The 25,646-nt window shown below is 63.0% G+C and carries 24 protein-coding genes; 12 read left to right on the forward strand and 12 right to left on the reverse strand.

The window, feature by feature from the left end; all coding sequences use genetic code 11:
* Nucleotide 1 precedes the first annotated feature (1 nt).
* Genes BBX50_RS00460 through BBX50_RS00470 form a run of 3 tightly spaced genes read right to left on the reverse strand, consistent with a single transcriptional unit; the run spans nucleotide 2 to nucleotide 1,579 of the window.
* The gene (locus tag BBX50_RS00460; protein WP_065773356.1) at nucleotides 2-337 is read right to left on the reverse strand and encodes a hypothetical protein; all 336 of its coding nucleotides are present in this window, start codon (nucleotides 335-337) and stop codon (nucleotides 2-4) included.
* On the reverse strand, nucleotides 334-798 hold the full coding sequence (locus BBX50_RS00465; RefSeq protein WP_065773357.1) for a GNAT family N-acetyltransferase: 465 nt from the start codon (nucleotides 796-798) through the stop codon (nucleotides 334-336). The genes BBX50_RS00460 and BBX50_RS00465 overlap by 4 nt, the downstream gene beginning before the upstream one ends.
* Nucleotides 788-1,579, reverse strand: a complete 792-nt coding sequence (locus BBX50_RS00470; RefSeq protein WP_065773358.1) for an ABC transporter ATP-binding protein — start codon at nucleotides 1,577-1,579, stop codon at nucleotides 788-790. Before BBX50_RS00470 ends, BBX50_RS00465 begins: the two co-directional genes overlap by 11 nt.
* 121 nt (nucleotides 1,580-1,700) lie before the next feature.
* On the opposite strand from BBX50_RS00470, the gene BBX50_RS00475 reads away from it, so the two are divergent.
* A complete protein-coding gene (locus BBX50_RS00475; protein WP_065773359.1) occupies nucleotides 1,701-2,114 on the forward strand; it encodes a cupin domain-containing protein in 414 nt (137 codons plus the stop codon).
* A 93-nt stretch (nucleotides 2,115-2,207) separates the two neighbouring features.
* Here BBX50_RS00475 and hydA read toward each other — a convergent pair whose 3' ends face one another.
* Both hydA and BBX50_RS00485 read right to left on the reverse strand, forming a co-directional pair.
* Nucleotides 2,208-3,662 carry a dihydropyrimidinase gene (hydA, locus tag BBX50_RS00480; RefSeq protein ID WP_065773360.1) on the reverse strand — a complete coding sequence of 485 codons (1,455 nt, stop codon included), beginning with the start codon at nucleotides 3,660-3,662 and terminating at the stop codon, nucleotides 2,208-2,210.
* Between the two features lie 81 nt (nucleotides 3,663-3,743).
* Entirely contained in the window at nucleotides 3,744-4,994 is a 1,251-nt protein-coding gene (locus tag BBX50_RS00485; protein ID WP_139108423.1) for a Zn-dependent hydrolase, read from the reverse strand.
* A 283-nt stretch (nucleotides 4,995-5,277) separates the two neighbouring features.
* Here BBX50_RS00485 and rutR point away from each other — a divergent pair, with 283 nt between their 5' ends.
* Complete coding sequence (gene rutR, locus BBX50_RS00490) at nucleotides 5,278-5,931, forward strand: HTH-type transcriptional regulator RutR (protein ID WP_065773361.1); 654 nt, start codon at nucleotides 5,278-5,280, stop codon at nucleotides 5,929-5,931.
* 13 nt (nucleotides 5,932-5,944) lie between these two features.
* On the opposite strand, the gene BBX50_RS00495 is transcribed toward rutR, so the two are convergent.
* The 4 genes from BBX50_RS00495 to BBX50_RS00510 all read right to left on the reverse strand — a co-directional run bounded on the left by BBX50_RS00495 (nucleotide 5,945) and on the right by BBX50_RS00510 (nucleotide 10,092).
* Nucleotides 5,945-6,874, reverse strand: a complete 930-nt coding sequence (locus BBX50_RS00495; RefSeq protein WP_065773362.1) for a DMT family transporter — start codon at nucleotides 6,872-6,874, stop codon at nucleotides 5,945-5,947.
* Between the two features lie 36 nt (nucleotides 6,875-6,910).
* Nucleotides 6,911-8,587, reverse strand: a complete 1,677-nt coding sequence (locus tag BBX50_RS00500) for an adenylate/guanylate cyclase domain-containing protein (protein WP_065773363.1) — start codon at nucleotides 8,585-8,587, stop codon at nucleotides 6,911-6,913.
* A 197-nt stretch (nucleotides 8,588-8,784) separates the two neighbouring features.
* Nucleotides 8,785-9,156 (reverse strand): VOC family protein, encoded by a 372-nt coding sequence (locus BBX50_RS00505; RefSeq protein WP_065773457.1) that lies wholly within the window; start codon nucleotides 9,154-9,156, stop codon nucleotides 8,785-8,787.
* A 36-nt stretch (nucleotides 9,157-9,192) separates the two neighbouring features.
* A complete protein-coding gene (locus BBX50_RS00510) occupies nucleotides 9,193-10,092 on the reverse strand; it encodes a LysR family transcriptional regulator (RefSeq protein ID WP_065773364.1) in 900 nt (299 codons plus the stop codon).
* Nucleotides 10,093-10,198: 106 nt separating this feature from the next.
* Between BBX50_RS00510 and BBX50_RS00515 the strand changes: the two genes are divergently transcribed.
* The gene (locus BBX50_RS00515) at nucleotides 10,199-11,221 is read left to right on the forward strand and encodes an NAD(P)-dependent alcohol dehydrogenase (RefSeq protein ID WP_065773365.1); all 1,023 of its coding nucleotides are present in this window, start codon (nucleotides 10,199-10,201) and stop codon (nucleotides 11,219-11,221) included.
* 66 nt (nucleotides 11,222-11,287) lie between these two features.
* Here BBX50_RS00515 and preA read toward each other — a convergent pair whose 3' ends face one another.
* Both preA and BBX50_RS00525 read right to left on the reverse strand, forming a co-directional pair.
* Nucleotides 11,288-12,601 (reverse strand): NAD-dependent dihydropyrimidine dehydrogenase subunit PreA, encoded by a 1,314-nt coding sequence (gene preA / locus BBX50_RS00520; RefSeq protein ID WP_065773366.1) that lies wholly within the window; start codon nucleotides 12,599-12,601, stop codon nucleotides 11,288-11,290.
* Nucleotides 12,602-12,621: 20 nt separating this feature from the next.
* Nucleotides 12,622-13,983, reverse strand: coding sequence for an NAD(P)-dependent oxidoreductase (locus BBX50_RS00525; protein ID WP_065773367.1), 1,362 nt, complete (start codon nucleotides 13,981-13,983; stop codon nucleotides 12,622-12,624).
* A 205-nt stretch (nucleotides 13,984-14,188) separates the two neighbouring features.
* Between BBX50_RS00525 and BBX50_RS00530 the strand changes: the two genes are divergently transcribed.
* From BBX50_RS00530 to BBX50_RS00570, 9 genes are all read left to right on the forward strand, one after another.
* Entirely contained in the window at nucleotides 14,189-15,142 is a 954-nt protein-coding gene (locus BBX50_RS00530) for a sugar-binding transcriptional regulator (protein WP_065773368.1), read from the forward strand.
* A 199-nt stretch (nucleotides 15,143-15,341) separates the two neighbouring features.
* Complete coding sequence (locus BBX50_RS00535) at nucleotides 15,342-16,652, forward strand: sugar ABC transporter substrate-binding protein (RefSeq protein WP_065773369.1); 1,311 nt, start codon at nucleotides 15,342-15,344, stop codon at nucleotides 16,650-16,652.
* Between the two features lie 161 nt (nucleotides 16,653-16,813).
* Nucleotides 16,814-17,686: a sugar ABC transporter permease gene (locus BBX50_RS00540; protein WP_057249060.1), complete on the forward strand. Its 873-nt coding sequence runs from the start codon at nucleotides 16,814-16,816 to the stop codon at nucleotides 17,684-17,686.
* Between the two features lie 5 nt (nucleotides 17,687-17,691).
* Nucleotides 17,692-18,522 (forward strand): carbohydrate ABC transporter permease, encoded by an 831-nt coding sequence (locus tag BBX50_RS00545; protein WP_053248074.1) that lies wholly within the window; start codon nucleotides 17,692-17,694, stop codon nucleotides 18,520-18,522.
* 11 nt (nucleotides 18,523-18,533) lie between these two features.
* Entirely contained in the window at nucleotides 18,534-19,538 is a 1,005-nt protein-coding gene (locus BBX50_RS00550; RefSeq protein WP_065773370.1) for an ABC transporter ATP-binding protein, read from the forward strand.
* A complete protein-coding gene (locus BBX50_RS00555; protein WP_065773371.1) occupies nucleotides 19,535-20,308 on the forward strand; it encodes an L-iditol 2-dehydrogenase in 774 nt (257 codons plus the stop codon). The genes BBX50_RS00550 and BBX50_RS00555 overlap by 4 nt, the downstream gene beginning before the upstream one ends.
* A gap of 39 nt (nucleotides 20,309-20,347) precedes the next feature.
* Nucleotides 20,348-21,832 carry a mannitol dehydrogenase family protein gene (locus tag BBX50_RS00560; RefSeq protein ID WP_065773372.1) on the forward strand — a complete coding sequence of 495 codons (1,485 nt, stop codon included), beginning with the start codon at nucleotides 20,348-20,350 and terminating at the stop codon, nucleotides 21,830-21,832.
* Nucleotides 21,833-21,925: 93 nt separating this feature from the next.
* Nucleotides 21,926-22,594 carry an HAD family hydrolase gene (locus BBX50_RS00565; protein WP_065773373.1) on the forward strand — a complete coding sequence of 223 codons (669 nt, stop codon included), beginning with the start codon at nucleotides 21,926-21,928 and terminating at the stop codon, nucleotides 22,592-22,594.
* A gap of 249 nt (nucleotides 22,595-22,843) precedes the next feature.
* Entirely contained in the window at nucleotides 22,844-24,427 is a 1,584-nt protein-coding gene (locus BBX50_RS00570; protein WP_065773374.1) for an FGGY-family carbohydrate kinase, read from the forward strand.
* Between the two features lie 339 nt (nucleotides 24,428-24,766).
* On the opposite strand, the gene BBX50_RS00575 is transcribed toward BBX50_RS00570, so the two are convergent.
* Nucleotides 24,767-25,561, reverse strand: a complete 795-nt coding sequence (locus BBX50_RS00575; protein ID WP_065773375.1) for a response regulator — start codon at nucleotides 25,559-25,561, stop codon at nucleotides 24,767-24,769.
* Nucleotides 25,562-25,646 lie beyond the last annotated feature (85 nt).

The following is a 25,646-nucleotide window of genomic DNA, read 5'->3' on the forward strand; positions in this document are numbered from 1 at the left end:
GTCACGCCTTTCCGCTTGCCGGGAACAGCATCAGGCCCATGGCGACGATGCCCAGAAGCACGCCGGCGGCCTGTGTCAGGCTCATCCGTTCGCCAAAGACTGCAAAGGCGATGACGTTGACGAGCACGAGCTGCACGATCGCCGAAAGCGAGATCGCGAGCCCCAGACCGCCTTCGCGCATCAGCTTCACCATGATGATGTTGCCGATCACATAGAGCCCGAGGGCGAGGCAGAGCATGCCGAGATGGTTGTTCGAAACGTAGGCGCGCGAGGCCGTCGCGCCGCCAAGGAAGATCGTCGTTGCCAGCAGCATCCAGAGGCCATAGGCGAGGTTCATGCCTGCATCTCCTTGGCCCGCCAGCGATAGAGGATATCGGGAAGCCTTTCTTCGTTGTCGCCGTCCGTCCGCCTCACGACGTTGAAGCCCTGGTTCTGGTAGAAGCGCCGGGCACCACGATTGTGTTCGAAGGTCCAGAGATTGAGTTCTTCCGGGGACAAGTCCTTGGCGGCCTCCACGAGCTGGGAGCCGATGCCGGCGCCTCGATGAGGCGCGTCGATGTAAAGCGCAGTGACATAGCGGTCGTCGGAAAGAGCAAGGAAGCCCGCGACGTCGTTCTTCCGCTCCGCGACGATCACCCTGCGCTCGGCAAACACCGTGTCGGCGTAGTAGCGTTCGACATCGGCATGATCGTGCACGCGTGGCATCCACGGCGTGGCGTCGATCCAGCGGTTGAGGATGCCGGCACAGGCGGCCATGTCGGTCCGTTCGGCCGGGCGGATCACGGCACTATTCGTCATAGCTGTGTCCCGCGCGCAGGCCCTCGCGAACGCGATGGGCGATTTCCAGGAATTCCGGCGTTTCGCGAATGCCGAGCGGGCGCTCGCGCGGCAGCGTCGATTCGATGACGTCGGTGACACGGCCGGGGCGCGGGCTCATCACCACGATCCTGGTGGAGAGGTAGACGGCCTCGGGGATTGAATGGGTGACGAAACAGATCGTCTTGTTGGTGCGCGCCCAGAGCTTCAACAGCTGTTCGTTGAGGTGGTCGCGGACGATTTCGTCGAGCGCGCCGAAGGGCTCGTCCATCAGGAGCAGATCGGCGTCGAAGGCGAGCGCGCGGGCGATCGATGCGCGCTGCTGCATGCCGCCGGAGAGCTGCCAGGGATATTTCTTGCCGAAGCCCGTGAGATTGACGAGGTCGAGCGTGCGCTCAATGCGTGCCTTCTTCTCTTCCTTGGAATAGCCCATGATCTCGAGCGGCAGGGCGATGTTGCTCTCGATCGTGCGCCAGGGATAGAGCGCCGCGGCCTGGAACACGTAGCCATAGGCGCGTTGCTTGCGCGCTTCTTCCGCGCTCATGCCGTTGACGCTGATCTTGCCGGAGGTTGCTTTTTCGAGATCCGCGATGACCCTCAGAAAGGTCGTCTTGCCGCAGCCGGACGGGCCGATGAAGGAAACAAAGTCGCCCTTGGCGACGTCCAGGTTGACACCGGTCAGCGCATGCACCGGCCCATCGGCGGTTTCAAAAGTCAGGCAGAGGTCCCGGGCCGAAACCACGGATGCGGTATTGGACGTCATCGGCAAATACTCATTCTGGCTGGTCTGTGTCAGACTGCTATCCGGACCGGCAACATGCAATCGCGGATTTGGCTGCGGAGCCGTTTGTTGCTGGTTTTTCAGGGAATTCTGGAGAACGCTCATGTCTCGATCATCCAATCCGGGCTGTCGCGTGGTTCGTCCCGCAGGCGTCATGGCCGGCCAGCAGGGGCTCAACTATTTCGAGGGCATCGCGGCCGAGACCGTCGGGGCGACAGGCCTCTGCATGCATATCGTCACGATCCCGCCCGGTGCGCGCGCCAAGGCGCATCTGCACGAAAGCCACGAGACGGCGATCTACGTGCTTTCTGGCGAAGCCTGGACCTGGTTTGGCGAGCGGCTGGAGGAGCACGTCGTCGCGCGGGCGGGCGAGATGGTCTACATTCCGGCCGGTGTGCCGCATCTGCCCGAAAACCGTTCGGACGCGCCCTGTTCGGCCGTCATCGCGCGCACCGACCCGAACCAGCGCGAAAGCCTCGTGCTTCTCCCCGAACTCGATGCGCTCGTGCCGGCCTGAAGCATCCCAAGCCGAACCGCCGCGCCGATCTGGCGAGGCATGTCCGGTGGGACAGAGCGGCGCGAAGAAGTGCAAGCCGCGAAACATGAGGCCTCAGACGCCGGTCGCCGGAATGCCGGTGCGCTGGACGGCGCGCGGGGCCGTGACTTCCTTCCAGGTCGAAAGCGCGGAGCTGACCGCCGGGAACGGATCGCGGGAGACGAACTCGCCGTGGCCTTCGCGGGTCTTGATCGTGCTTTCCTCGATCGCGACGACGCCGCGGGTCAGCGTGAAGCGCGGCAGGCCCTTGACCTCCTTGCCCTCGAAGACGTTGTAGTCGATCGCCGACTGCTGGCTCTTGGCCGAGATCGTCTTGGTCCGCTTCGGATCCCAGACCACGAGATCGGCATCGGCGCCGACGAGGATCGCGCCCTTCTTCGGGTAGATGTTGAGGATCTTGGCGATGTTGGTCGAGGTCACCGCCACGAACTCGTTCATGGTGATGCGGCCGGTGTTGACGCCATGGGTCCAAAGCATCGGCATGCGGTCCTCGAGGCCGCCGGTGCCATTCGGGATCTTGGTGAAGTCGCCGACGCCGAAGCGCTTCTGTTCGCTGGTGAAGGCGCAGTGGTCGGTCGCCACCACCTGCAGCGAGCCCGAGGCAAGGCCGGCCCAGAGACTGTCCTGATGCTGCTTGTTGCGGAAGGGCGGCGACATCACGCGGCGGGCCGCATGGTCCCAGTCCTTGTTGAAATATTCGGTTTCGTCGAGCGTCAGGTGCTGGATCAGCGGCTCGCCGAAGACGCGCATGCCCTTGGAGCGGGCACGGCGGATCGCTTCATGCGCCTGCTCGCACGAGGTGTGCACGATGTAGACGGGGCAGCCGGCCATGTCGGCGATCATGATCGCGCGGTTGGTGGCTTCGCCCTCCACTTCGGCCGGGCGCGAGTAGGCATGCGCTTCCGGTCCGTTGTTGCCTTCGGCAAGCAGCTTTGCCTGCAACTGGGCGACGACGTCGCCGTTTTCCGCATGCACCAGCGGCAGTGCCCCGAGGGCCGAACAGCGCTGGAAGGACGAGAACATCTCGTCGTCGTCGACCATCAGTGCGCCCTTGTAGGCCATGAAGTGCTTGAAGGTGTTGATGCCCTTGTCTTTGACGATGGTCTCCATCTCGTTGAAGACCTGTTCGCTCCACCAGGTGATCGCCATGTGGAAGGAGTAGTCGCAGTTGGCGCGGGTGGACTTGTTGTCCCACATGGTGAGCGCTTCGAGCAGCGACTGGTTGGGCGAGGGCAGCGCAAAGTCGACCACCATGGTCGTGCCGCCCGCAAGGGCCGCCCGCGTTCCGCTTTCGAAATCATCGGAGGAGTAGGTGCCCATGAAGGGCATTTCGAGGTGGGTGTGCGGGTCGATGCCGCCCGGCATCACGTAACAGCCGCTCGCATCCAGCGTCTCGTCGCCGGAGAGATCAGGGCCGATCTCGACGATCCTGCCGCCCTCGATCTTGACGTCCGCCTTGTAGGTGAGGTCGGCCGTGACGATGGTTCCACCCTTGATGACACTGCTCATGGTTCTTAATCCTCGCGATTGCGCTTCCGGCGCCCAGGCGGCGCCACGAAAAAGGGCGGAACTTTCGTCCCGCCCGCAAACTCATTCGACGATTTCGGCCGTTTCGACGACGGCGTGGAAGAGGACGTCGGCGCCGGCGCTGGCCCACTCCTTGGAGATGTCCTCCGCCTCGTTGTGGCTGAGGCCACCGACGCAGGGGCACATGATCATCGTCGTCGGCGCCACCTTGGCGGCCCAACAGGCGTCGTGGCCGGCACCGGAGATGAGGTTCATGTGGCTATAGCCGAGGCGTTCGGCGGCGCTCCGCACTGCCGTGACCAGCTTCGGGTCGAAGGTGACCGGCTCGAAATGGCCGATCGCCTCGATGGAACAGCCGACACCGAGCGGTTCGGTGATCTTTGGCGCTTCCGCCTCGATCTTGGCGCGCATGCGGTCGAGCTTGGCCCTGTCGGGCGAGCGGATATCGACGGTGAAGACCACCTTGCCCGGCAGCACGTTGCGGGAATTGGGCGAGAAGATCACCTGGCCGACGCCGCCGACGGCGCCCGGCTGGTTCTCCATGGCGACACCCTGGACCATTTCCAGGATGCGGGCCATGGCGAGCCCGGCGTTGACACGCATGTTCATCGGCGTCGAGCCCGTATGGGCTTCGCGTCCGGTCAGCGTGAATTCCAGCCACCACAGGCCCTGACAGTGGGTGACGACACCAATGTCCTTCCCCTCGGCTTCGAGGATCGGGCCCTGCTCGATGTGATATTCGAAATAGGCATGCATCCTGCGGGCGCCGACCTCTTCGTCGCCGGCCCAGCCGATGCGCTTCAATTCGTCGCCGAAGGTCTTTCCTTCCGGATCCTTGCGGCCATAGGCAAAGTCCTGGCTGTGGACGCCGGCAAAGACGCCGGAGGCGAGCATCGCCGGCGCGAAGCGTGCGCCTTCCTCGTTCGTCCAGTTGGTGACGACGACCGGATGCTTGGTCTTGATGCCGAGGTCGTTCATCGAGCGCACGACTTCAAGGCCGGAAAGCACGCCGAGCACGCCGTCGAACTTGCCGCCGGTCGGCTGCGTGTCGAGATGCGAGCCGACATAGACGGGGAGCGCATCCGGGTCGGTGCCGGGTCGGGTGAAGAACATGTTGCCCATGGTGTCGACGCCCATGGAGAGACCCGCCTTCTCGCACCAGGACTCGAACAAGCGGCGCCCTTCGGCGTCGGCGTCGGTCAGCGTCTGGCGGTTGTTGCCGCCGGCGACACCAGGGCCGATCTTGGCCATTTCCATAAGTGAATCCCACAGGCGGTCGGCATTGACGCGCATGTTCTCGCCAGGTGCAGCCACGGCGGTCTCCTCTTCTTTTTCAGGGCTTTGCCTCGTCGGCGGGCCCTCCTGTTCCCGTGGTCAAATCCAGGCTTGGTTTTTTCTGGTGCCCTTCGATCAGCCGTTGCCTTTGGCGGTGAACTGGCTGATAATTTGACCGGTTGGTAAACATTACAACTTCCGTTGCGGCACTCAAGCCGGAAAAACAAAAAAACGAGGTTGTTGCCCAAGAAGATGGCGAGGCCGGAAATTGGGCAGATCGGTTCCTGCGCGGCGAGGCGCGCGGATACCGGCAGGGGGACAGATGGTACTACCGAGAGCGGCAAGGACCCAGAGGCGGACACGCATCCAGGAGGAGAAGGAAGAGCGCATCCTGGAAGCCGCGCTCGAAGTCTTCTCGGCCAATGGTTTTCGCGGCGCGACCGTCGACCAGATCGCTGACGTGGCGGGCATGTCGAAGCCAAACCTGCTCTATTATTTCCGCACCAAGGAGGCCATGCACCGGGCGCTGATCGACCGGGTGCTCGATACCTGGCTCGACCCGCTGCGCGCGTTCGATGCCGAGGGAAATCCGGTTGCCGAAATCCGCAGCTATATCCGGCGCAAGCTCGAGATGGCCCGCGACTATCCGCGTGAAAGCCGGCTCTTCGCCAACGAGGTGCTGCAGGGCGCTCCCCATATCGAAGACGAACTCAAGGGGCCGCTGAAGGCGCTGGTCGACGAGAAGGCCGAGGTAATCCGTGCCTGGGCGAAGGCGGGCAAGATCGCCAAATGCGACCCTTATCACCTGATCTTCGCGATCTGGTCGACCACCCAGCACTATGCCGACTTCGACGTGCAGGTGCGCGCTGTGCTCGGCCAGGGCAATTCAGGCGACGGGCGCTTCGAAGACGCGGCCCGCTTTCTCGAACGGCTCTTCGTCGACGGACTGCAGGTGAGCGAGCAGCCGACCCCATAGGGCCTTCAACTGGTCAATCGGGCAAGAGCGCCATCAACAGGAGCCCGCAGGCCGTGGTCAGTGCGCCGGCAAGAACCGGCAGGCTGGTCCAGCCGTGGCCGAGCAGGCCTTCCAGCAGGATGATGAAGCTTGGCGTCAGATAGCCGTAGCCGAGCACTTTCGACGCCGGCAGCCGCATCGAGGCATACTGCAGCAGCAGGAAGGTGATCGCCGTGGTGACCACCGCCAGGTAGAGGACGGCGATCCAGACGACTGGAGGCAGGTTCGCAAAGTCTGCCGTGACGAGGCCAACGCCGCCCGGCACCAGCAGCCAGGGTACCGTGAAAACGGCAACCCAGAATCCAAAGGCAAATGGGCTTTCCTCGCGGCCAAACTTGCGGATCAGCGGCACATAGGCCGCGTGGCAGACGACGCCGACGAAGAAGATCAGCTCTCCCTGGCCGACATCGAAGGCAAGGATCGCCCCGATATCGGCGCGGAAGATCACCCAGACCGCGCCGAGTGCTGCGATGATGAGGCCGGCGAGCACGCCCGGGCGGGTATGCTGGCCAAGCAGCAGAAAGGCAAAGCCGGCGCTCAACAGCGGCATCAGGGTGAAGACCGCGCCCGTCGATACCGGATTGGTGAACTCGAGCGCCTTGAACATCGTCAGCATGTAAACGGCGATCAGGCCGCCGAGGATCAGGAAGCGCCACGATTGCTTGGGGAAATGGAGGGGAACGCGCGCGTAGCCGAAGGTCATCAGCCCGAGCACGACGACGGTCAAAAGGTAGCGCCAGAGGGTCAGTGGTCCGGCGCCCATGTGCTGGGTGGCAAGCCCGCCGAAGGAAAAGGACCCGGCGATCAGGATGGCGAAGGTCAGCATCGCCAGATGCGCCTTGAGTTTCTCTATGCCCGTCGCATGAACCTGGTGAGCCGTTTTCGGGGAGACGTCTTGTTTCATGCGGGCTTCCGGGACACTGGGGCGAAGGAAGTCTACCTAAGCGTTTGACGGCGCCGGTTGCAAGGCCGCGGAGATGCGCGCGGCATCTTCGACAATCCAGGTTTCGAGCGTCGCCTGCCGGCCGCGCAGGCTGATGTCCAGCCGCTCGTGTCCTTCGATTATCAGGCCGGCGCGGTTGACGAGCTCGGCCGAGACGGCGAGCTGGACGTCGTGTTCCTTGGCCAGGCCCTCGAGCCTGCTTGCGGTGTTGATCGTATCGCCGACGGCCGTCAGCGAGGTTGCCTGGCCGTAGCCGATCTCGCCGATGATGGCAGGACCGGCATGCAGCCCGATCGCAATGCGCAGTGGCTCGTCGAGCTCGCCGCGGAAGGTCTGGTTGAGGGCCTCGATACCCTTGGAGAGCCGTACCGCGGCTGCCAGCGATTGCCGACAGGCTTCGGTATAGGTGCTCTTGAGGCCGAAGATCGCCAGCGCGCCATCGCCGATGAACTTGTCGATGATGCCGCCGGAATCCTCGACGGCTTCGCCGACCATCTCGAAGTAGCGGTTGAGCAGAAACACGGTGTCGAAGGGCAGCTTGTGCTCGGCGATGCTGGTGAAATCGCGCAGGTCGCAGAAGAGCACGGCGATCCGCCGCTCCCGGCCTTCGCCGCCCTCGCGTCCGAGCTGCTTCTTGATGCCGAGGCTGTCACTGTCGAGGATCGGCACGACCGTGACGTTGTGCACTGGGCGGAACTGGCAGGCGAGCCGCACATTGTCAGGCGCGCCGATGCGGGTGAGGGTCGCAAGCTCCGCATCCTCGGGGGCGGGCTGGTCCTCCATGCCCTGGATGACGCGCACGCGGCAGGTCGAGCAACGGCCGCGGCCGCCGCAGACCGAGACATGCGGAATACCGGCGGCGCGGCTTGCTTCGAGCACGCTGAATCCGAGATTGACGGTTGCGACCCGGCCATCGGGATAGCGGACGCGAATGCGGCCGCCCTTCGGCATGGCGCGCAGCAGGAAGGTGCCGCCGATCAGCCCGCTGAAGCCGAAATAGAGGCCGAGGCGGATATCCTCGAGAAGCGTGAGGTCTACGGCTGGCTTCGTGTAGGCCCGGTCGCCGTAGCCGCCATGTTCGGCATAGTCATTTTCGAGCGAGCGGGCGCCGCTGACAAAGCCGAGCAGGGCGAAGATCGGCACAAGGATCGCGACCGTGTAGAGAAGGATTTCGTAACGGGGAAACCAGGTTCGCCCGCGCATCCAAAACCAGGCGCCGAGGCAGCCATGACCCCAGGCGAGCAAGAGCGCTGCCGACTGCCTGATCGCGTTGGTCGAACTCGACCACAATACCCTCAGCATGGTCGGATAGTCCGTATCGATGCCGGTAAGCAGCGGTTCGACCCGGGCAGCGGTCACATGGCCGATCAACAGGAAGGGCAGGCTGAGGCCAAAGATGATCTTCAGCGCTTCGCGGGCGGGCATGCGAAGCGTCTGGCGCCGGTAGAGGCTGTCGAGCGCCATGGCGAAATGCAGGAACAAGGCGCCATAGAGGAGCACGGTGCCGGGAACGCTGTGCCAGATGAGGTTGAAAGCCTTGCGCGCGGTTTCCATCGCCTCGATGGAGATCAGGCCAAGCGCATGATTGAAAAAATGCGCCAGGATGAACGTGCCGAGAATCGCCCCGGAAACGAGGTGCATTCGCTTGCGTCGGTTGGCCGAAATGATCGTCAAGCAGCTGGTCCGGCTCTGCCGGAGCTTCGTCCGGCTGCAGTGTCAGAACGTCGGAAAATGCGCCGCAGCCCTTGATCGAACGCGTCACGCACCCCGTATGAGTTCTCCCTTATTATCCAGATCGTGCGGGCCGACAACTTACCATTTTTACACAATCTGTTTCGTTTTCGTGTCCTGTTCGTTATCGGCCGGGAACGTTATTCACCGGGGTTCGGCTGCCAGAGCTCGATCGGGTTGCCTTCAGGGTCGCGGAGTCGGGCGAAGCGGCCGTTCGGATAGGCTTCGGGATCGATCGTCACGTCAATGCCGGCGGCCCGCAGCTGCGCCGCCATTGCGTCGAGATCGTCGACGCGGAAGTTGACCATCCACATCTGTTCCTTTCGGCCGAAATAGTCCGTGTCCCGATTGAACGGGGCAAAGACCGTGCTGCCGGCGCGCTGCTGCCAGCACGGATCGCCATAGTTCGACGGCACGGACTTGAGGCCGAGATGGGTCTCATACCAGGCCGCAAGCCCCTCGGGATCGCTGCTGCGAAAGAAGAGGCCGCCAATGCCGGTCGCTTTCTGCATGTCGAGCACCTCCGAAAGTCACGGCTGCTTTCCCACTCATTCCATCATGGGAGCCAGCCGCTCGGCAAGCGTGTCGATCATCAGGCGCAATTTCGGCGGCATGTATTGCGTGCGCGGCCATACGGCGTGCGCTCCGAAGGAGAGGGCGGGCACATCGGTGAGGATCCTGACGAGGCGCCCGGAGGCGACGTGACCGCGCACGAGCCAGCATGGCAGCCAGGCAAGGCCGAAACCGTCAGCCGCCGCATCGGCGATCGACGTGAGATCGTCGAGCTTCAGCCGCGCCGGCGGCGTCACCTGCCGCGGCGCTGCTCCCTTGATCGGGAAAGACCATGACAGTGCATCACTGCTGCGCCGGTAGAGGATTGCCTGATGGCTAAGAAGGTCGTCGATGCTGCGTGGGGTACCGTGCGTCTCGAGGTAGGCAGGGGAGGCGCAGACCGTCATTGGCTGGTCGGCAACCTTGCGCGCCATCAAATCCGGGTCGTCCTGCAGCGGGCCGGTGCGAATGGCGAGATCGAAGCCGTCCTCGACGAGGTCGATCCTTCGGTCGCTGAAATTGACATCGAGTTCCAGATGCGGGTGCTGGCGCAGCAACTCCGACAGCAGCGGCATGATGCATTGCCGTCCGAAAACCACAGGCATGGACATCCGCAACCGGCCGCGGATGTCCTGCTTTCCCGATTCAAGCAGTGCTTCGCCGGTCCGGATTTCGCCCAGCGCCCTCAGGCAGCTTTCGTAAAAGAGCTGGCCTTCAACAGTCAGGCTCTGGGTGCGGGTGGTGCGATGGAAGAGGCGCACGCCAAGCCTTTGTTCGAGCTTGGCAATCGCCTTGCCGACTGCGGAGCGTGAGAGATTGAGCCGCTCGGCTGCGGCCGAAAATCCACCGGCTTCGGCCGCCTCGACAAAGGCGGAAATCCCTCCCAATCGCTCCATAATTGTATCCTTTCTGGAACCAATATGGCGAAATCTTATCGCAACTGGCGAGATAATTTCAACGCTATGGTTTCGCCATCAGATCAATCCAGCAAAGGAGCGAACCATGGCGAGACTGATGAAGGCATGGACGATCGACACACTTGGAGCCGAGAACCTCAAGATCACGGAGCGACCCGTTCCAGAAGCAGGACCGGGCGAGGTGCTGGTTCGCACGACCGCCGTGTCGCTCAACTTTCGTGACAAGCTGGTGCTGGAAAACGGCATGGGCATGCCGCTGTCCTTCCCTTTCGTGCCGGGCTCCGACATGGCCGGCGTCGTTGAGGCCGTCGGGAGCGGCGTGACGCGTTTCCAGCCCGGCGAGCGCGTGATTTCGGTTTTCGATCCCACTTGGATCGACGGTCAAAAGCCGGGAACCGCCCGCCATCCAACGTCGTTTGCGCTCGGCGGCCTCAACCCAGGCGTTGCTTCGCAATATGTCGCCTTCCCCGAAGACTGGTTCGTAAAGGCGCCCGAAAGCCTTGACGATGGCGAGGCGAGCACATTGCCCTGCGCCGGGGTGACGGCCTGGTTTGCTCTGGTCGAGAAGGGACATCCGAAGGCCGGCGACCGTGTCGTCGTGCAGGGCACCGGCGGTGTGTCGCTGTTCGGATTGCAGATCGCCAAGGCGCATGGGGCCGAGGTCATCGTCACCTCGGCCAGTCAGGACAAGCTCAAACGCGCGCTTGCTCTGGGCGCTGACCATGGCATCAACCGCCTGGCCGAGGACTGGGCGGAACGTGTCCTTGAGATCACCGGCGATCGCGGTGCCGATCATATCCTGGAGATCGCCGGCGGCGCCAATCTCGGCAAGTCGCTGCAGGCGGTTGCCGTGCAGGGGAGGATCTCGGTCATCGGGGTGTTCGAGGGTGCCGAAATCTCGGCGCCGGTAACGCCGGTTCTTTTGAAATCGCCTGTCATTCAGGGCATCGGCGTCGCCCATCGCCGGGCGCTTGCGGATCTGGTCGGTGCCATCGACCGCACCGGGATCAAGCCGGTCATCGATGCCCGTTATCCGTTCGAGCGGTTCCAGGATGCGCTGGCGCATCTCGACCGCGGGCCGTTCGGCAAGGTCGTGGTCGAATTCTGACCTTGAAGCGGAAAACGCCGCCGGATCGTGGGTCCGGCGGCGTTTCTATCGGTTGCAACGAGATCTTTACTCCGCGGCCTGGCGGGCCATCGGGTTGTTCGGGTGCGTCGTCCAGTTGGCATAGTTCGGGTCGACAAGCTTGCCCGTGCGCTGGTCGAGCGTGCCGGCCGGAAGTTCTTCCATGGTGATGCAGTTCTCGACGGGACAGACGTTGACGCAGAGATTGCAGCCGACGCACTCGTCTTCCATCACCTCGAAGTGGCGCACGCCGTTGACGAACTGGGTGATCGCCTGGTGCGAGGTGTCCTCGCAGGCGATGTGGCAGCGACCGCATTTGATGCACGCATCCTGGTCGATCTTTGCCTTGGCGACATAGTTGAGGTTGAGATACTGCCAGTCGCTGACATTCGGAACCGCGCGGCCGGTGATGTCGTCGAGCGTGCGGTGGCCCTTGGCGTCCATCCAGTCGGATAGGCCCGAGATCATTTCCTGGACGATCTTGAAGCCGTAGGTCATGGCCGCGGTGCAGACCTGGACGTTGCCGGCGCCGAGCACCAGGAACTCGGCCGCGTCGCGCCAGGTGGTGATGCCGCCAATGCCCGAGATCGGCAGGCCGTGGGTTTCCGGATCGCGGGCGATTTCGGCGACCATGTTGAGCGCGATCGGCTTGACCGCCGGGCCGCAATAGCCGCCATGGCTGCCGCGACCATCAATGGACGGCTCTGGCGAGAAGGTGTCGAGGTTGACGGAGGTGATCGAGTTGATCGTGTTGATCAGCGACACGGCGTCGGTGCCGCCGGCCTTGGCGGCGCGGGCGGGCTTGCGAATGTCGGTGATATTCGGCGTCAGCTTGGTGATGACGGGCATGCGGGTGTACTGCTTGCACCAGCGCACGACCATCTCGATATACTCAGGCACCTGGCCGACCGCGGCACCCATGCCGCGTTCGGACATGCCGTGCGGACAGCCGAAATTGAGCTCGATGCCGTCGGCGCCGGTCTCTTCGACCAGCGGCAGGATCGCCTTCCACGCCTCTTCCTCGCAGGGCACCATGATCGAGGCGATCAGCGCCCGGTCCGGCCAGTTCATCTTCACCTGCTTCATTTCGCGCAGGTTCACATAGAGGTCGCGGTCGGTGATGAGCTCGATGTTGTTGAGACCGAGCAGCCGCCGGTCCGCACCCCAGATTGCGCCGTAGCGTGGTCCATTGACGTTGACGACGGGCGGTCCTTCCTCGCCGAGCGTCTTCCAGACGACGCCGCCCCAGCCCGCCTTGAAGGCGCGCTCGACGTTATAGGCTTTGTCCGTCGGCGGGGCGGATGCCAGCCAGAAGGGGTTCGGGGACTTGATGCCGACGAAATTGTTGCGAAGATCAGCCATTGGTTCTTCCTCCCGATCCTTTAGGCAACTGCGCTCGCGCGCGGCGCAGCCGCGGCGAAAGCCCGGTTGATCGATTCAGCGGCGTCGCGGCCCATGGCGACGGCGGAAACCGTCAGGTCCTCACCGCCGAGCACGCAGTCGCCGCCGGCCCAGACGTTGTCGATCGACGTGCGTCCTTCGGCGTCCGCAACGATCCGGCCGCCTTCGAGTTGCAGCGCGCCAAGGCCGCTTCCGAGGAAGCTCTGGCCGATCGCCTTGAAGATCTGGTCGGCTGCTATGATACCCGTTTCGCCCGTCGCCGTCAGTTTTCCGTCTGCGAGCGTCGTATATTCGAGCTCGATGCCGGCAACCTTGCCATCCTTCTCGGCGATGCGCTTCGGCTGCAGCCAATGGCGGATGGTGACGCCCTTGGAGGCGGCCAGATCCTGCTCGAACTCGGACGCGTTCATGTGCTCCTTGCCGCGGCGGTAGCAGATCGTCACCTCTTCGGCGCCCAGCAGCTTCGCCTGAACGGCGGCGTCGATCGCGGTCATGCCGCCGCCGAGAACGACGACGCGGCGGCCAACGGGGATATCGGCCTTGGTCTTCGACTGGCGCAAGGCGGCGATGAAGTCGACGGCGTCATCGACGCCCGCGGCGTTTTCGCCTTCGAGGCGCAGCGCGTTGACACCCGCAAGGCCAAGACCGAGGAAGATGGCGTCATATTGTTCCGAGAGATCGGCAAGGGTGAAATCACGGCCGAGCGCTTGGCCGTTCTTCACTTCGATGCCGCCGATCGACAGCACGTAGTCGACTTCCTTCTGGGCGAAGTCGTCAACGGATTTGTAGGCGGCGATGCCGTATTCGTTGAGGCCGCCGGACTTCGGACGCGCGTCGTAGATCACCACGTCGTGGCCCTTGACGGCAAGGCGGTGCGCCGCCGCCAGTCCCGCCGGGCCGGCGCCGACGACGGCAACCTTGCGGCCGGAGGTTTCGGCGCGGGTGTAGAACTGCTTGTTCTCCTTCATCGCCACGTCGGTCGCGTAGCGCTGCAGGCGGCCGATCTCGACTGGACGCTCCTCGGCGGTGTTGCGAACGCAGGCCTGTTCGCACAGCGTTTCGGTGGGACAGACGCGGGCGCACATGCCGCCCAGAATGTTCTGATCGAAGATCGTCTTGGCCGATCCGATCGGGTTGCCCGTCGATATCTGCCGAATGAACAGCGGGATATCGATGGAGGTGGGACAGGCCGTCATGCACGGCGCGTCATGACAGAAGTAACAGCGGTCGGAAGCGACGAGGGCCTCGTGCTTGTCGAGCGGTGGATGCAGGTCGGAGAAATTGCTCTCGTACTCCCCGAGCGGCAAGCGGCCGCCGAGGATCCCAGATTGTGTCGTTCCCATTTTTGGCTCCCAATGTTTTCTCAGGATGATGGAACGGTAACACGCTTTATTTTTTTATCAAACGGTAAAAGTTTGAGGTCGAAACGACCAAAAAGCCTTGTGATGTCGGGCTTTGCGGCACACCTGCCAAGCCCTTGTTCTTGACCGATGTTTGACAGGGCGGGGCAATAGTGGCAGCAGATCAAGAGGGGAACGGAGAACAGGCATGGCGCGCAGGAGCGAGGCGAACAACAGGCTTGACGATGCTGCCCGGGCGGGCTGGCTATACTATGTCGCCGGCCGCACCCAGGACGAGATCGCGACCGTTATGGGAATTTCGCGGCAGTCGGCGCAGCGGTTGGTTTCGCTCGCCATGGCCGAGCGGCTGATCAAGGTTCGGCTCGATCATCCGATCGCCGCCTGCCTGGAGGCTGCCGCGGGCCTGCGCGACAAATATGGACTGAAGTATGTGGAGGTGGTGCCGAGCGATCCGGGGTCCACCTCGACGACGGTCGGCATCGCCGAAGCGGGTGCTGCCGAAATCGAGCGCTGGCTGAAGTCGACCGAACCGCAGGTGCTGGCGATCGGTACCGGCCGCACATTGAAGGCAGCGGTCGACCAGTTGCCGCCGATGGAATGTCCGCAGCACCGCATCGTATCGCTCACCGGCAATATCGGTCTTGACGGCTCGGCCGCCTATTACAACGTCATCTTCAGCATGGCTGATGCGGTCAAGGCGCGGCATTTTCCGATGCCGCTGCCGGTGCTCGCCGCCTCGCCGGAGGAGCGCGAGGTGCTGCACAGCCAGAGCCTGGTGCAGGTGGCATTGAAGCTTGGTGCTGAGGCGAATGTTGCGTTTGTCGGCGTTGGCGAACTCGGCCCCGACGCGCCGCTCTGTCAGGACGGGTTTCTGGCCCAGGACGAGATGGCTGATCTCACCAAGGCTGGAGCGGCGGGTGAGATCTGCGGCTGGATGTTCGACCACGACGGCGCGCTGCTATCCGGCAGCTTCAACGAGCGCGTTGCGTCGGTGCCGCTTCCGTCGCGCGACAAGGCGTCGGTGATCGGTCTCGCCAAGGGCCGGCGCAAGTACGAGGCGCTGCGGGCGGCCGTGAAGGGCGGAATCATCAACGGTCTTATCACCGATGAGGCGACAGCGAGCTATCTGCTCAACGCGTGATCGCAACACGAAACGTTTGAAAAGGCCGGCCGATGTGCCGGCCTTTCGCATTTGCGTGATGAAAAAATCAGCAATCAAAACAATCTTCTAATGTTTTCGTGTGCGGCGCAGCAACGATTGCGCATTGACAATTTGTCACGAGAAGTGAGTAATTGCCCATGAGCAAGGCAAATGCTCATTTTCTTCTGGGAGGAAGTCGATGAATTTGAGAACTTTCCTGCTGGGCACGTGCTCGGCAGTCGCGCTGTCGGGTCTGGCCCAAGCAGAAACCCTGACGATCGCGACCGTGAACAACGGCGACATGATCCGGATGCAGAAGCTGACGGATGATTTCACGTCCAAGAATCCGGACATTCAGCTCGAGTGGGTGACGCTCGAGGAAAACGTGCTGCGCCAGCGCGTGACGACCGACATCGCCACCAAGGGCGGGCAGTACGACATCATGACGATCGGCACCTATGAAGTGCCGATTTGGGCAAAGCAGGGCTGGCTGCTGCCGCTCGACAATCTCGGCGCCGAGTATGACGTCGACGACCTCCTGCCGGCGATCCGTTCGGGCCTGACCATCGACGGCAAGCTCTATGCAGCGCCGTTCTACGGCGAAAGCTCGATGGTGATGTACCGCAAGGACCTGTTCGAGAAGGCGGGGCTGACGATGCCCGATGCGCCGACCTGGGATTTCATCGCCGATGCGGCGCGCAAGATCACCGACAAGAACAACGAAATCTATGGCATCTGCCTGCGCGGCAAGGCCGGCTGGGGCGAGAACATGGCCTTCCTGACGGCGACCGCGAACGCGTTTGGCGCGCGCTGGTTCGACGAGAACTGGAAGCCGCAGTTCGACCAGCCGGAGTGGAAGAACGCGCTCGACTTCTACGTCAAGCTGATGAACGACGCCGGACCGCCCGGCGCATCCTCGAACGGCTTCAACGAGAACCTGTCGCTGTTCCAGACCGGCAAGTGCGGCATGTGGATCGACGCGACGGTGGCCGCCTCCTTCGTCACCAACCCGAAGGAATCGACGGTTGCCGACAAGGTCGGCTTCGCGCTCGCTCCCGACACCGGTCTTGGCAAGCGCGGCAACTGGCTCTGGGCCTGGAACCTTGCGATCCCCGCAGGCTCGCAGAAGGTGGCAGCTGCAGAGAAGTTCATCGCCTGGGCAACCGGCAAGGACTATCTGAAGCTCGTTGCCGACAAGGAAGGCTGGGCCAACGTGCCTCCGGGCACGCGCACCTCGCTCTATGCGAATGCCGAGTACCAGAAGGCGGCGCCGTTCGCGAAGATGACGCTCGACTCGATCAACGCGGCCGACCCGAAGAACCCGGCGGTCAAGCCGGTTCCCTATGTCGGCGTGCAATTCGTGGCGATCCCGGAATTCCAAGGGCTCGGCACGGCGGTCGGCCAGCAATTCTCGGCGGCACTTGCCGGCCAGATGAGCGTCGACGATGCACTTGCCAGTGCCCAGCAGCTCACCGAGCGTGAGATGACCAAGGCCGGCTACATCAAGTGAGGCTCCCAAGGGCCCGGGGTGCTGGTCGCAAATGGCCGGTGCCCCGGTAATTCTCCTCCGGGCCGCTCTCCCGGAGGACGTTCCGCGGCGCGCGCGGTGACCCGTGCGCGCCCGGTCCGAGCTTTCGAACAAGCGTTGAATTCCGTCTTTGGGGGGACGCCATGGCGACCTTGCACACACGCTCCGCCGCGCGGCTGATGATCGCGCCTTCGGTGCTTCTGCTTCTGGCCTGGATGATTGTTCCCCTGGCCATGACGATCTACTTCTCGTTCCTGCGCTACAACCTGTTGATGCCGGGAATGGAAGAGTTCGCCGGTTTCTCGAACTATAGCTACTTCCTGACCGACCCCGCCTTCTTCCAGGCGATCTTCAATACGCTGGCGATCGTGCTCGGCGTGCTGTTCATCACCGTTGTCGGCGGCATCGCGCTGGCGCTTTTGCTCGACCAGCCGATGTTCGGGCAGGGGATCGTGCGCATCCTGGTGATTGCGCCCTTCCTGATCATGCCGACGGTGGCCGCGCTCGTCTGGAAGAACATGTTCATGAACCCGGTCAACGGGCTCTTTGCCTGGGTTGCCAAGCTCTTCGGGCTGCAACCCTTCGACTTCCTCGCCAATGCGCCGCTGATGTCGGTCATCCTGATCGTCGCCTGGCAATGGCTGCCCTTTGCGACGCTGATCCTTCTGACCGCGCTGCAGTCGCTCGACGAGGAGCAGAAGGAAGCCGCGCAGATGGATGGTGCCGGCGCCTGGAGCCGCTTCATCTACCTGGTGCTGCCGCATCTCTCCCGCGCGATCACCGTCGTCATCCTCATTCAGACGATCTTCCTGCTTTCGGTCTTCGCCGAGATCCTGGTGACGACCAATGGCGGACCTGGCACGCAGAGCACGAATTTGACCTTCCTCGTCTACGCGCAGGCATTGCTGCAGTTCGACGTGGGCGGCGCATCGGCCGGCGGCATCATCGCCGTCATCCTCGCCAACATCGTCGCATTCTTCCTGATGCGCATGATCGGCAAGACGCTGGAGGCTTGAAAACCATGGCACGCAACGTCTCCACCCAAAGAAAGATCGTCGTGACCGTCGTCGCCTGGACGATCGGCATCCTGATCTTCTTCCCGATCCTCTGGACGTTCCTGACGAGCTTCAAGACCGAGGCGGAGGCGATCGCTTCGCCGCCGTCCCTGTTCTTCTTCGACTGGACAACGGAGAACTATCACGAGGTGCAGAGCCGCTCGAACTACTTCCTGCACTTCATGAACTCGGTCGTCGTCTCCTTCGGTTCGACGCTGATCGGCCTGATCATCGCCATCCCGTCCGCCTGGGCAATGGCGTTCTCGCCGACCAAACGCACCAAGGACGTGCTGATGTGGATGCTCTCCACCAAGATGATGCCGTCGGTCGGCGTGCTGGTGCCGATGTATCTGCTGTTCCGCAACACCGGCCTGCTCGACACCCGCACCGGCCTGGTCATCGTGCTGACGCTGATCAACCTGCCGATCATCATCTGGATGCTCTACACCTACTTCAAGGAGATCCCCGGCGAGATCCTGGAGGCGGCGCGCATGGACGGCGCTTCGCTCACCAAGGAGATCATCTATGTGCTGACGCCGATGGCGATCCCCGGCATCGCCTCGACACTGCTCTTGAACATCATCCTCGCCTGGAACGAGGCGTTCTGGACGCTGAACCTCAGCGCCGCCAAGGCAGCACCTCTGACCGCCTTCATCGCCTCCTATTCGAGCCCGGAAGGTCTGTTCTACGCCAAGCTCTCGGCCGCCTCGACAATGGCGATCGCCCCCATCCTCATACTCGGCTGGTTCTCGCAGAAGCAGCTCGTGCGCGGCCTCACCTTCGGCGCGGTCAAATAAGGGATACGACAATGGGAAGCATTACACTCAGCAAGGTATCGAAGGTCTTCGGCGCCCATGCCGTCATCCCGTCGATCGATCTCGACATCAACAACGGCGAGTTCGTCGTCTTCGTCGGACCGTCGGGCTGCGGAAAGTCGACGCTCTTGAGGTTGATCGCAGGCCTCGAAGACGTCAGTGACGGCGACATCGTCATCGACGGCAAGAACGCCACCGAACTGCCGCCGGCCCAACGTGGCCTGTCGATGGTGTTCCAGTCCTATGCGCTCTACCCGCATATGAGCGTGCGCTCGAACATCGCCTTTCCGCTGAAGATGGCGGGTGAGGACAAGGCGGTCATCGACAAGAAGGTGTCGGATGCAGCACGGGTGCTGAACCTCACCGACTATCTCGACCGCAAGCCGCGGCAGCTATCCGGCGGCCAGCGCCAGCGCGTGGCGATCGGCCGGGCGATCGTGCGCCAGCCGAAGGCGTTCCTGTTCGACGAGCCATTGTCGAACCTCGACGCGGCACTGCGCGTCAACATGCGGCTGGAAATCAGCCAGCTGCACCAGGACCTGAAGACGACGATGATCTACGTCACCCACGACCAGGTGGAAGCCATGACCATGGCCGACAAGATCGTGGTGCTCAATCGCGGCCGCATCGAGCAGGTGGGCTCGCCGCTCGATCTCTACCACAAGCCGGACAACCTGTTCGTCGCCGGTTTCATCGGCTCGCCGCGCATGAACATCGTCAGCGGTTCTGCTGCTTCCGCCTACCAGGCACACACCATGGGCATTCGCCCAGAACATCTGGTGCTTTCCAAGGAAAGCGGCGCCTGGCAGGGCACGGTCGGCGTTGCCGAACACCTCGGCTCCGACACCTTCCTGCACGTCAATGTCGACGATGGCATCGGCACGGTGACGGCACGGGTCAGCGGCGACTTTGCCGTCACCCATGGCGACCGGGTGTTCCTGACACCGGATCCGCAGCGGGTGCACCGGTTCGACGACAAGGGGCTGGCAGTTCGATGAAACGACTCGAAGGAAAGAGCGCGCTGATCACCGGGTCGGCGCGAGGGATCGGTCGTGCCTTTGCGGAGGCCTATATCCGCGAGGGCGCCACGGTCGCGATCGCCGACATCAACGTCGAGCGCGCGCGCCAGACGGCAACCGAGATCGGCACCGGCGCCTATGCGGTCGAGATGGACGTAACGCAACAGGCATCGATCGACGAGGCGATCGCCGCCGTCGTCCGGCAAGCGGGCGGGCTCGACATCCTCGTCAACAATGCCGCGCTCTTCGACCTCGCGCCGATCGTCGAAATCAGCCGCGCGAGCTATGACCGGCTGTTTGCGATCAACGTTTCCGGAACGCTGTTCACGCTGCAGGCGGCAGCCAGGCAGATGATCGATCAGGGCAGGGGCGGCAAGATCATCAACATGGCGAGCCAGGCGGGCAGGCGCGGCGAGGCCCTGGTCGCCGTCTACTGCGCCACCAAGGCTGCCGTCATCAGCCTCACCCAGTCGGCCGGCCTCAACCTCATCAAGCACGGCATCAACGTCAACGCGATCGCGCCCGGTGTCGTCGATGGCGAGCACTGGGACGGTGTCGATGCACTGTTTGCCAAATACGAGAACCGCCCGCTCGGTGAAAAGAAGAAGCTCGTCGGCGCGGAAGTGCCCTTCGGCCGGATGGGAACGGCCGAGGACCTGACCGGCATGGCGATCTTCCTCGCGTCAGCCGAGAGCGACTATGTCGTCTCGCAGACCTACAACGTCGACGGCGGCAATTGGATGAGCTGAACCCGTTACACGGGTAAGGCCTCGAAAGGATACGGGATCATGACGACCAAACTCTCAACTGCCGCCCTCGACACGATCAAGGCCAAAGCCGGCGTGCCTGCCTACGACCGGTCGCAACTGACGGCAGGCATCGTGCATTTTGGCGTCGGCAATTTTCACAGGGCCCACCAGGCCGTCTATCTCGACGATCTCTTCAATGCCGGGCATGACCGCGACTGGGCGATCATCGGCGCGGGCGTGCTTGCCTCGGATGCGGCGATGCGCGCCAAGCTCGCGGAGCAGGATTTCCTGACGACCGTCGTCGAGCAGGACAACAACCGCACCGGCGCTCATGTGACCGGCGCCATGATCGACTATCTGCAGCCCGGAGATGTCCCGGCGATCGTCGCGAGGCTTGCCGATCCGGCAATCCGCATCGTCTCGCTCACGATCACCGAAGGTGGCTACTTCATCGATCCGGCCTCCGGCGTCTTCAACCCGACCCATCCGGCAATCGTCGCCGATGCGCAGAACCCTTCAGCGCCGAAGACGGTGTTCGGCCTGATCGTCGCCGGCCTCAACGCGCGCAGGGCCGCAAACGTGCCGCCCTTCACCGTGATGTCCTGCGACAACATTCCGGGCAATGGTGAGGTTACCCATGCGGCGGTTGCCGGGCTCGCCCGTCTCTTCGATCCTGCCTTTGCCGACTGGATCGACGCCAATGTCGCGTTCCCGAACGGCATGGTCGACCGGATCACGCCGGCGACAGGCGCGCGCGAGATCGGCATCGTCGCCGACGACTACGGCATCGAGGATGCCTGGCCGGTGTTCTGCGAGGAATTCAAGCAATGGGTGCTCGAAGATCACTTCCCGCTCGGCCGGCCGGCGCTGGAGAAGGTGGGTGTCCAGTTCGTCCCCGACGTTGCACCCTATGAGCACATGAAGATCCGTATCCTCAACGGCGGCCATGCGGCGATCGCCTATCCCGCCGCCTTGCTCGACATCCATTTCGTGCACGAGGCGATGGAAGAGCCATTGATCCGCGCCTTTCTCGCCAAACTCGAACAGGACGAGATCATCCCGGTCATTCCACCGGTGCCGAACACGGACCTTGGTGACTATTACAAACTGATCGAGACGCGCTTTTCCAATCCGAAGATCGGCGACACGATCCCGCGGCTGGCGCAGGACGGTTCCAACCGGCAGCCGAAATTCATCCTGCCGTCGACCGCCGATCGGCTGGCGCGCGGCGAGGATGTCGTCGGGCTGTCGCTGGTATCGGCGCTTTGGTGCCGTTACTTTGCCGGCACCTCCGACACCGGCAGGCCGATCGACTTCAACGACCAGAGCGCCGACCGGCTCCACAGGGCCGCGCTGGCCGCCAAGGACGATCCGATGGCCTTTCTGGCGCTCGGCGACATTTTCGGCGAGGTCGCGCAGTCCGATCTCTTCCGCCGCCGTTTCGCCCATGCATTGAAAACCCTCTGGGAAAAGGGTACGCGCGCTACGCTCCAGCTTTATCTGGACGGCAAGCTTACCGCATAATTCCTTGGATCGGATTCGATACAAGGATGAAATTATGCGCCAATTCATAGCGTTACAGCGGCCTTGGCGCGATGCTGTAAGAGGTAGTGTGCGATGGCCGATGCGGCGTCCGGGCTGGTGATCTTCGACTGTGACGGGGTGCTCGTCGATAGCGAACCGATCTCGCTGGAAGTGCTTGTGGATGTGCTCTCCGCAGCCGGCGTTTCGATGACCACCGAGGAGGCGACCGAGCGCTTCCTCGGCCGCAGCCTGAAAAGCATGTCGGCGATCCTGCACGACGAATACGGGCTTGCCACCGACGACACCTTTCTCGAAGGCATGCGCCTTCGCCTTTACCAGCGTTTCCGCACCGAATTGCAGCCGATCTCGGGCATCCGCCAGGCGGTCGAGGGCCTCAGCGGTGCGTGCTGCGTTGCCTCGTCCAGCCAGCCGGAGCGCATCCGCCTGTCGCTGACCGTCACCGGGCTTATCGACCTCTTCGAGCCCAACATCTTCTCCGCCACCATGGTGAAACACGGCAAGCCGGCGCCCGATCTCTTTTTGCATGCGAGCCGACAAATGGGTTTCGCGCCGAGGGATTGCGTCGTCGTCGAGGACAGTCCAGCCGGTATCGAAGCGGCAAAGGCGGCGGGAATGCGGGTCTTCGCTTTTACGGGCGGCAGCCACGCGCGCACGGACAAACATCGGCAAAGTCTGTCCGAACTCAGCCCAGACGTGCTGTTTGACGACATGAGCGAATTGTTACAGTTTGTCGGCAGATAGCAGGGACGGAACTACGGCGCCGCGCGTCTTGTGAGACGCGCAAAGGTCGCCGTAGCACTTTGAAGTGCTGCATGTTTTTTTCCTTTAATCGGCTAAGATTAAAGGAAACATGCAGTGGAGCGGAATGAGGAAAGGTGCGAGTGGTTTTACGCCCGCATACCCGCTCTGAGATATGATAATCGATCGCGGTTCTGATTTCGCGCCGAGCGGCCCAAAATCATCGTGATCCAGGGGGCGGGACTTTCATTGATGCGTGAATACGTCGTTGCGGTCGATGTCGGTACCGGCAGTGCGCGCGCCGGTATCTTTGACCGGAAGGGCACGCTGCTTGCGCGTGCCGACCTGCCGATTGCCATGAACCGGCCGGAAGAAAACCACGCCGAACACGATTCCGAAGATATCTGGCGCGCCGTCTGCGGCGCGGTCAGGGCGGCGAAGGGCAAGGCCGGCATCGCTGCGGAAAGCGTTGCGGCAATCGGCTTCGACGCCACGTGCTCGCTGGTAGTGCGCGACCGTGAAGGCAGGCCGCTATCCGTCAACCGCAAGGGCGAAGCGCGCTGGGACACGATCGTCTGGCTCGACCATCGGGCGCTCGCCGAGGCTGATTTCTGCACGGCGACCGGCCATCCCGTACTCGATTTTTCCGGGCGGGTGATGTCGCCGGAAATGGAAATGCCGAAGCTCATGTGGCTGAAGCGCAATCTGCCGGCCCAATGGCAGAAGGCTGGCTTCTTTTTCGATCTCGCCGACTATCTGTCGTGGCGGGCGACGGGGAGTGCCGCACGCTCGCGCTGCACGCTGACGGCGAAATGGAACTATCTCGCCCATGAGACGCGGGGCTGGCAGCCCGACTATCTCGAAAAGATCGGCCTGGAAGATCTCATCGAGCGTGGCGGATTGCCGGAAGCGAGTTTGCCGATCGGAAGCTCGGTCGGCCATCTCAGTGCAGCGGCTGCGGCCGAACTTGGGCTGGACGAGGGTTGCCAGGTGGCGCCGGGCCTGATTGACGCCTATGCCGGCGCGCTTGGCGTCGTCGGCAGTTTCATCGGTGCGCCGGAAAAGCTTGAACGACAACTGGCGCTGATCGCCGGTACGTCGAGTTGCATCGTCGCCTTTTCCAAGGACATGAAACCGGGCTTCGGCATGTGGGGTCCCTATTACGAGGCGGTTCTTCCGGGCGCCTGGCTGATCGAAGGCGGGCAATCGGCGACCGGCGCATTGCTCGACCATATCGTGCGGCTGCATGGCGGCGGTCTTGAGCCGACCGCCGAGACCCATGGCCGGATCATCGCCCGGGTGCAGGAACTGCGAGCAGAGCAGGGGACTGCCTTCGCCGATCGCCTGCACGTACTACCCGACTTCCATGGCAACCGCTCGCCACTCGCCGACCCGCACGGGCTCGGCGTCATCAGCGGCCTGCCGCTCGATTCCTCCTTCGACGCGCTCTGCCGCCTCTACTGGCGCACCTGTGTCGCGATCGCGCTCGGCATCCGCCACATTCTGGAGATGATGCGGGAGGTGGGCTATCAGCTCGACACGCTGCACGTCACCGGCGGCCATGTCCGCAATGCGCTGCTGATGGAGCTCTACTGCGATGTCACCGGCTGCCGCGTCGTGGCGCCGCAAGCGCCGGACGCAGTGCTGCTCGGAACGGCGATGGCGGCGGCGGTTGCCGGGGGCATGCATCAGGATCTCGCCGCAGCAGGCGCGGAAATGGCATCGGATGGGCACGAACACTTGCCGAATGCCGAGGTTCGCGACGCCTATGATCGCGATTATCGCCGCTTTCTGGCGCTTTATCGGCACCGCGACGAGCTCGACAGCATGCTGTGACGACGGCGTGCAGAGGTTGCCACGGCCGATTGGAACCTTTTGCCGCGCCGCGCATTCTAATATCGACCGGACGGTGGCGCGCATCGCCCCCAATGCGGCGCCGGAGGCAGACCGCCGGCCTACAACTCACACTCCCCGAGTGAGTTGCACATACCAGCCAGTGCCTTCCCTCGGCACTGGCTGTCGTGTTTCTGGGGCAAAGTGGGAATATCCAAACAGCAATGAGGTTGCCGCCAAAGAAAAGTGCCGGCGGAGGTGCCACCGGCGCAGACCATGGATGCTTTCAGCGGAGCCAGGTCATTTCGCTGCCCTCGTGGAACAACGAAATGACCTGTCTGCTCAGGCCGCCGCCTTGGTCGTTTCGTTGAAGAACAGCGCCTGGCTGATCAGCGCTTTGACCATGTCCGGATTGAACGGCTTGGTGACGAGGAACGTCGGTTCCGGGCGTTCGCCGGTCAACAGCCGTTCGGGGAAAGCGGTGATGAAGATCACCGGAATGGCGCTTGTCTTCAGGATGTCGTTGACGGCGTCGATGCCCGAGCTGCCGTCTGCGAGCTGGATATCGGCAAGCACCATGCTTGGCCGGGTCTTCTTGTAGAGGGCAATCGCCTCGTCGCGCGTCCGGGCGATGCCGGTCACGCGATGGCCGAGGCTTTCGACCATCTGCTCGATGTCGATGGCGATCAGCGGTTCGTCCTCGATGATCATGATATCGGTTGCGACCTGCCTGGAAATTTCCTGCGAGGCGCGATCGAGCAGGCCGCCGACCTTGTCGGTGGAGAGATCGAGAACCTCGGCCGCTTCCTCGGGCCGGAAACCCTCAACCGAGACCAGAAGGAAAGCTTGACGGGCAAGGGGCGAGACGGTCGCAAGGTTGATCGATGCCCGCTGTTCCCAGGCAAAGGGAGAAACCGGTTCCGGCACCAGGACGGACGAGGAGCCGAAAAGCGAGGTGAACAGCCGGAACAGGCCAACCCGATCGTTGCTTGCTTCCGGGAAAATCGACGTGTCGGCGATCAGCGCTTCGAGAACGGCTGCCACATAAGCGTCGCCGGACGTCTGCGAGCCGGTCAGTGCGCGCGCGTAGCGGCGCAGATACGGCAGGAGCGGTGCGATCCGCGTGGACAATGTCATAGGGTGAACTCCCTCGAATATCGTTTTACGGTGACGTTGCGAGAACGCTGATCGTAAAAAAAGGTTCCGCGAGGGAACATTTCAA

This window comes from Ensifer sp. LC11, assembly GCF_001695835.1.
Classification (GTDB): Bacteria; Pseudomonadota; Alphaproteobacteria; order Rhizobiales; family Rhizobiaceae; genus Ensifer.

Excerpts from the sequence above, each read along its gene's own strand:
- BBX50_RS00570 (WP_065773374.1), top strand. The coding sequence starts at position 22,844 with ATGCGTGAATACGTCGTTGCGGTCGATGTCGGTACCGGCAGTGCGCGC.
- BBX50_RS00475 (WP_065773359.1), top strand. The coding sequence starts at position 1,701 with ATGTCTCGATCATCCAATCCGGGCTGTCGCGTGGTTCGTCCCGCAGGC.
- BBX50_RS00530 (WP_065773368.1), top strand. The coding sequence starts at position 14,189 with ATGGCGCGCAGGAGCGAGGCGAACAACAGGCTTGACGATGCTGCCCGG.
- BBX50_RS00470 (WP_065773358.1), bottom strand. The coding sequence starts at position 1,579 with ATGACGTCCAATACCGCATCCGTGGTTTCGGCCCGGGACCTCTGCCTG.
- BBX50_RS00555 (WP_065773371.1), top strand. The coding sequence starts at position 19,535 with ATGAAACGACTCGAAGGAAAGAGCGCGCTGATCACCGGGTCGGCGCGA.
- BBX50_RS00575 (WP_065773375.1), bottom strand. The coding sequence starts at position 25,561 with ATGACATTGTCCACGCGGATCGCACCGCTCCTGCCGTATCTGCGCCGC.
- BBX50_RS00510 (WP_065773364.1), bottom strand. The coding sequence starts at position 10,092 with ATGGAGCGATTGGGAGGGATTTCCGCCTTTGTCGAGGCGGCCGAAGCC.
- preA (WP_065773366.1), bottom strand. The coding sequence starts at position 12,601 with ATGGCTGATCTTCGCAACAATTTCGTCGGCATCAAGTCCCCGAACCCC.
- BBX50_RS00460 (WP_065773356.1), bottom strand. The coding sequence starts at position 337 with ATGAACCTCGCCTATGGCCTCTGGATGCTGCTGGCAACGACGATCTTC.
- BBX50_RS00525 (WP_065773367.1), bottom strand. The coding sequence starts at position 13,983 with ATGGGAACGACACAATCTGGGATCCTCGGCGGCCGCTTGCCGCTCGGG.
- BBX50_RS00565 (WP_065773373.1), top strand. The coding sequence starts at position 21,926 with ATGGCCGATGCGGCGTCCGGGCTGGTGATCTTCGACTGTGACGGGGTG.
- BBX50_RS00550 (WP_065773370.1), top strand. The coding sequence starts at position 18,534 with ATGGGAAGCATTACACTCAGCAAGGTATCGAAGGTCTTCGGCGCCCAT.
- BBX50_RS00515 (WP_065773365.1), top strand. The coding sequence starts at position 10,199 with ATGGCGAGACTGATGAAGGCATGGACGATCGACACACTTGGAGCCGAG.
- BBX50_RS00495 (WP_065773362.1), bottom strand. The coding sequence starts at position 6,874 with ATGAAACAAGACGTCTCCCCGAAAACGGCTCACCAGGTTCATGCGACG.
- BBX50_RS00535 (WP_065773369.1), top strand. The coding sequence starts at position 15,342 with ATGAATTTGAGAACTTTCCTGCTGGGCACGTGCTCGGCAGTCGCGCTG.
- BBX50_RS00540 (WP_057249060.1), top strand. The coding sequence starts at position 16,814 with ATGGCGACCTTGCACACACGCTCCGCCGCGCGGCTGATGATCGCGCCT.
- BBX50_RS00465 (WP_065773357.1), bottom strand. The coding sequence starts at position 798 with ATGACGAATAGTGCCGTGATCCGCCCGGCCGAACGGACCGACATGGCC.
- BBX50_RS00505 (WP_065773457.1), bottom strand. The coding sequence starts at position 9,156 with ATGCAGAAAGCGACCGGCATTGGCGGCCTCTTCTTTCGCAGCAGCGAT.
- BBX50_RS00560 (WP_065773372.1), top strand. The coding sequence starts at position 20,348 with ATGACGACCAAACTCTCAACTGCCGCCCTCGACACGATCAAGGCCAAA.
- rutR (WP_065773361.1), top strand. The coding sequence starts at position 5,278 with ATGGTACTACCGAGAGCGGCAAGGACCCAGAGGCGGACACGCATCCAG.
- hydA (WP_065773360.1), bottom strand. The coding sequence starts at position 3,662 with ATGAGCAGTGTCATCAAGGGTGGAACCATCGTCACGGCCGACCTCACC.
- BBX50_RS00545 (WP_053248074.1), top strand. The coding sequence starts at position 17,692 with ATGGCACGCAACGTCTCCACCCAAAGAAAGATCGTCGTGACCGTCGTC.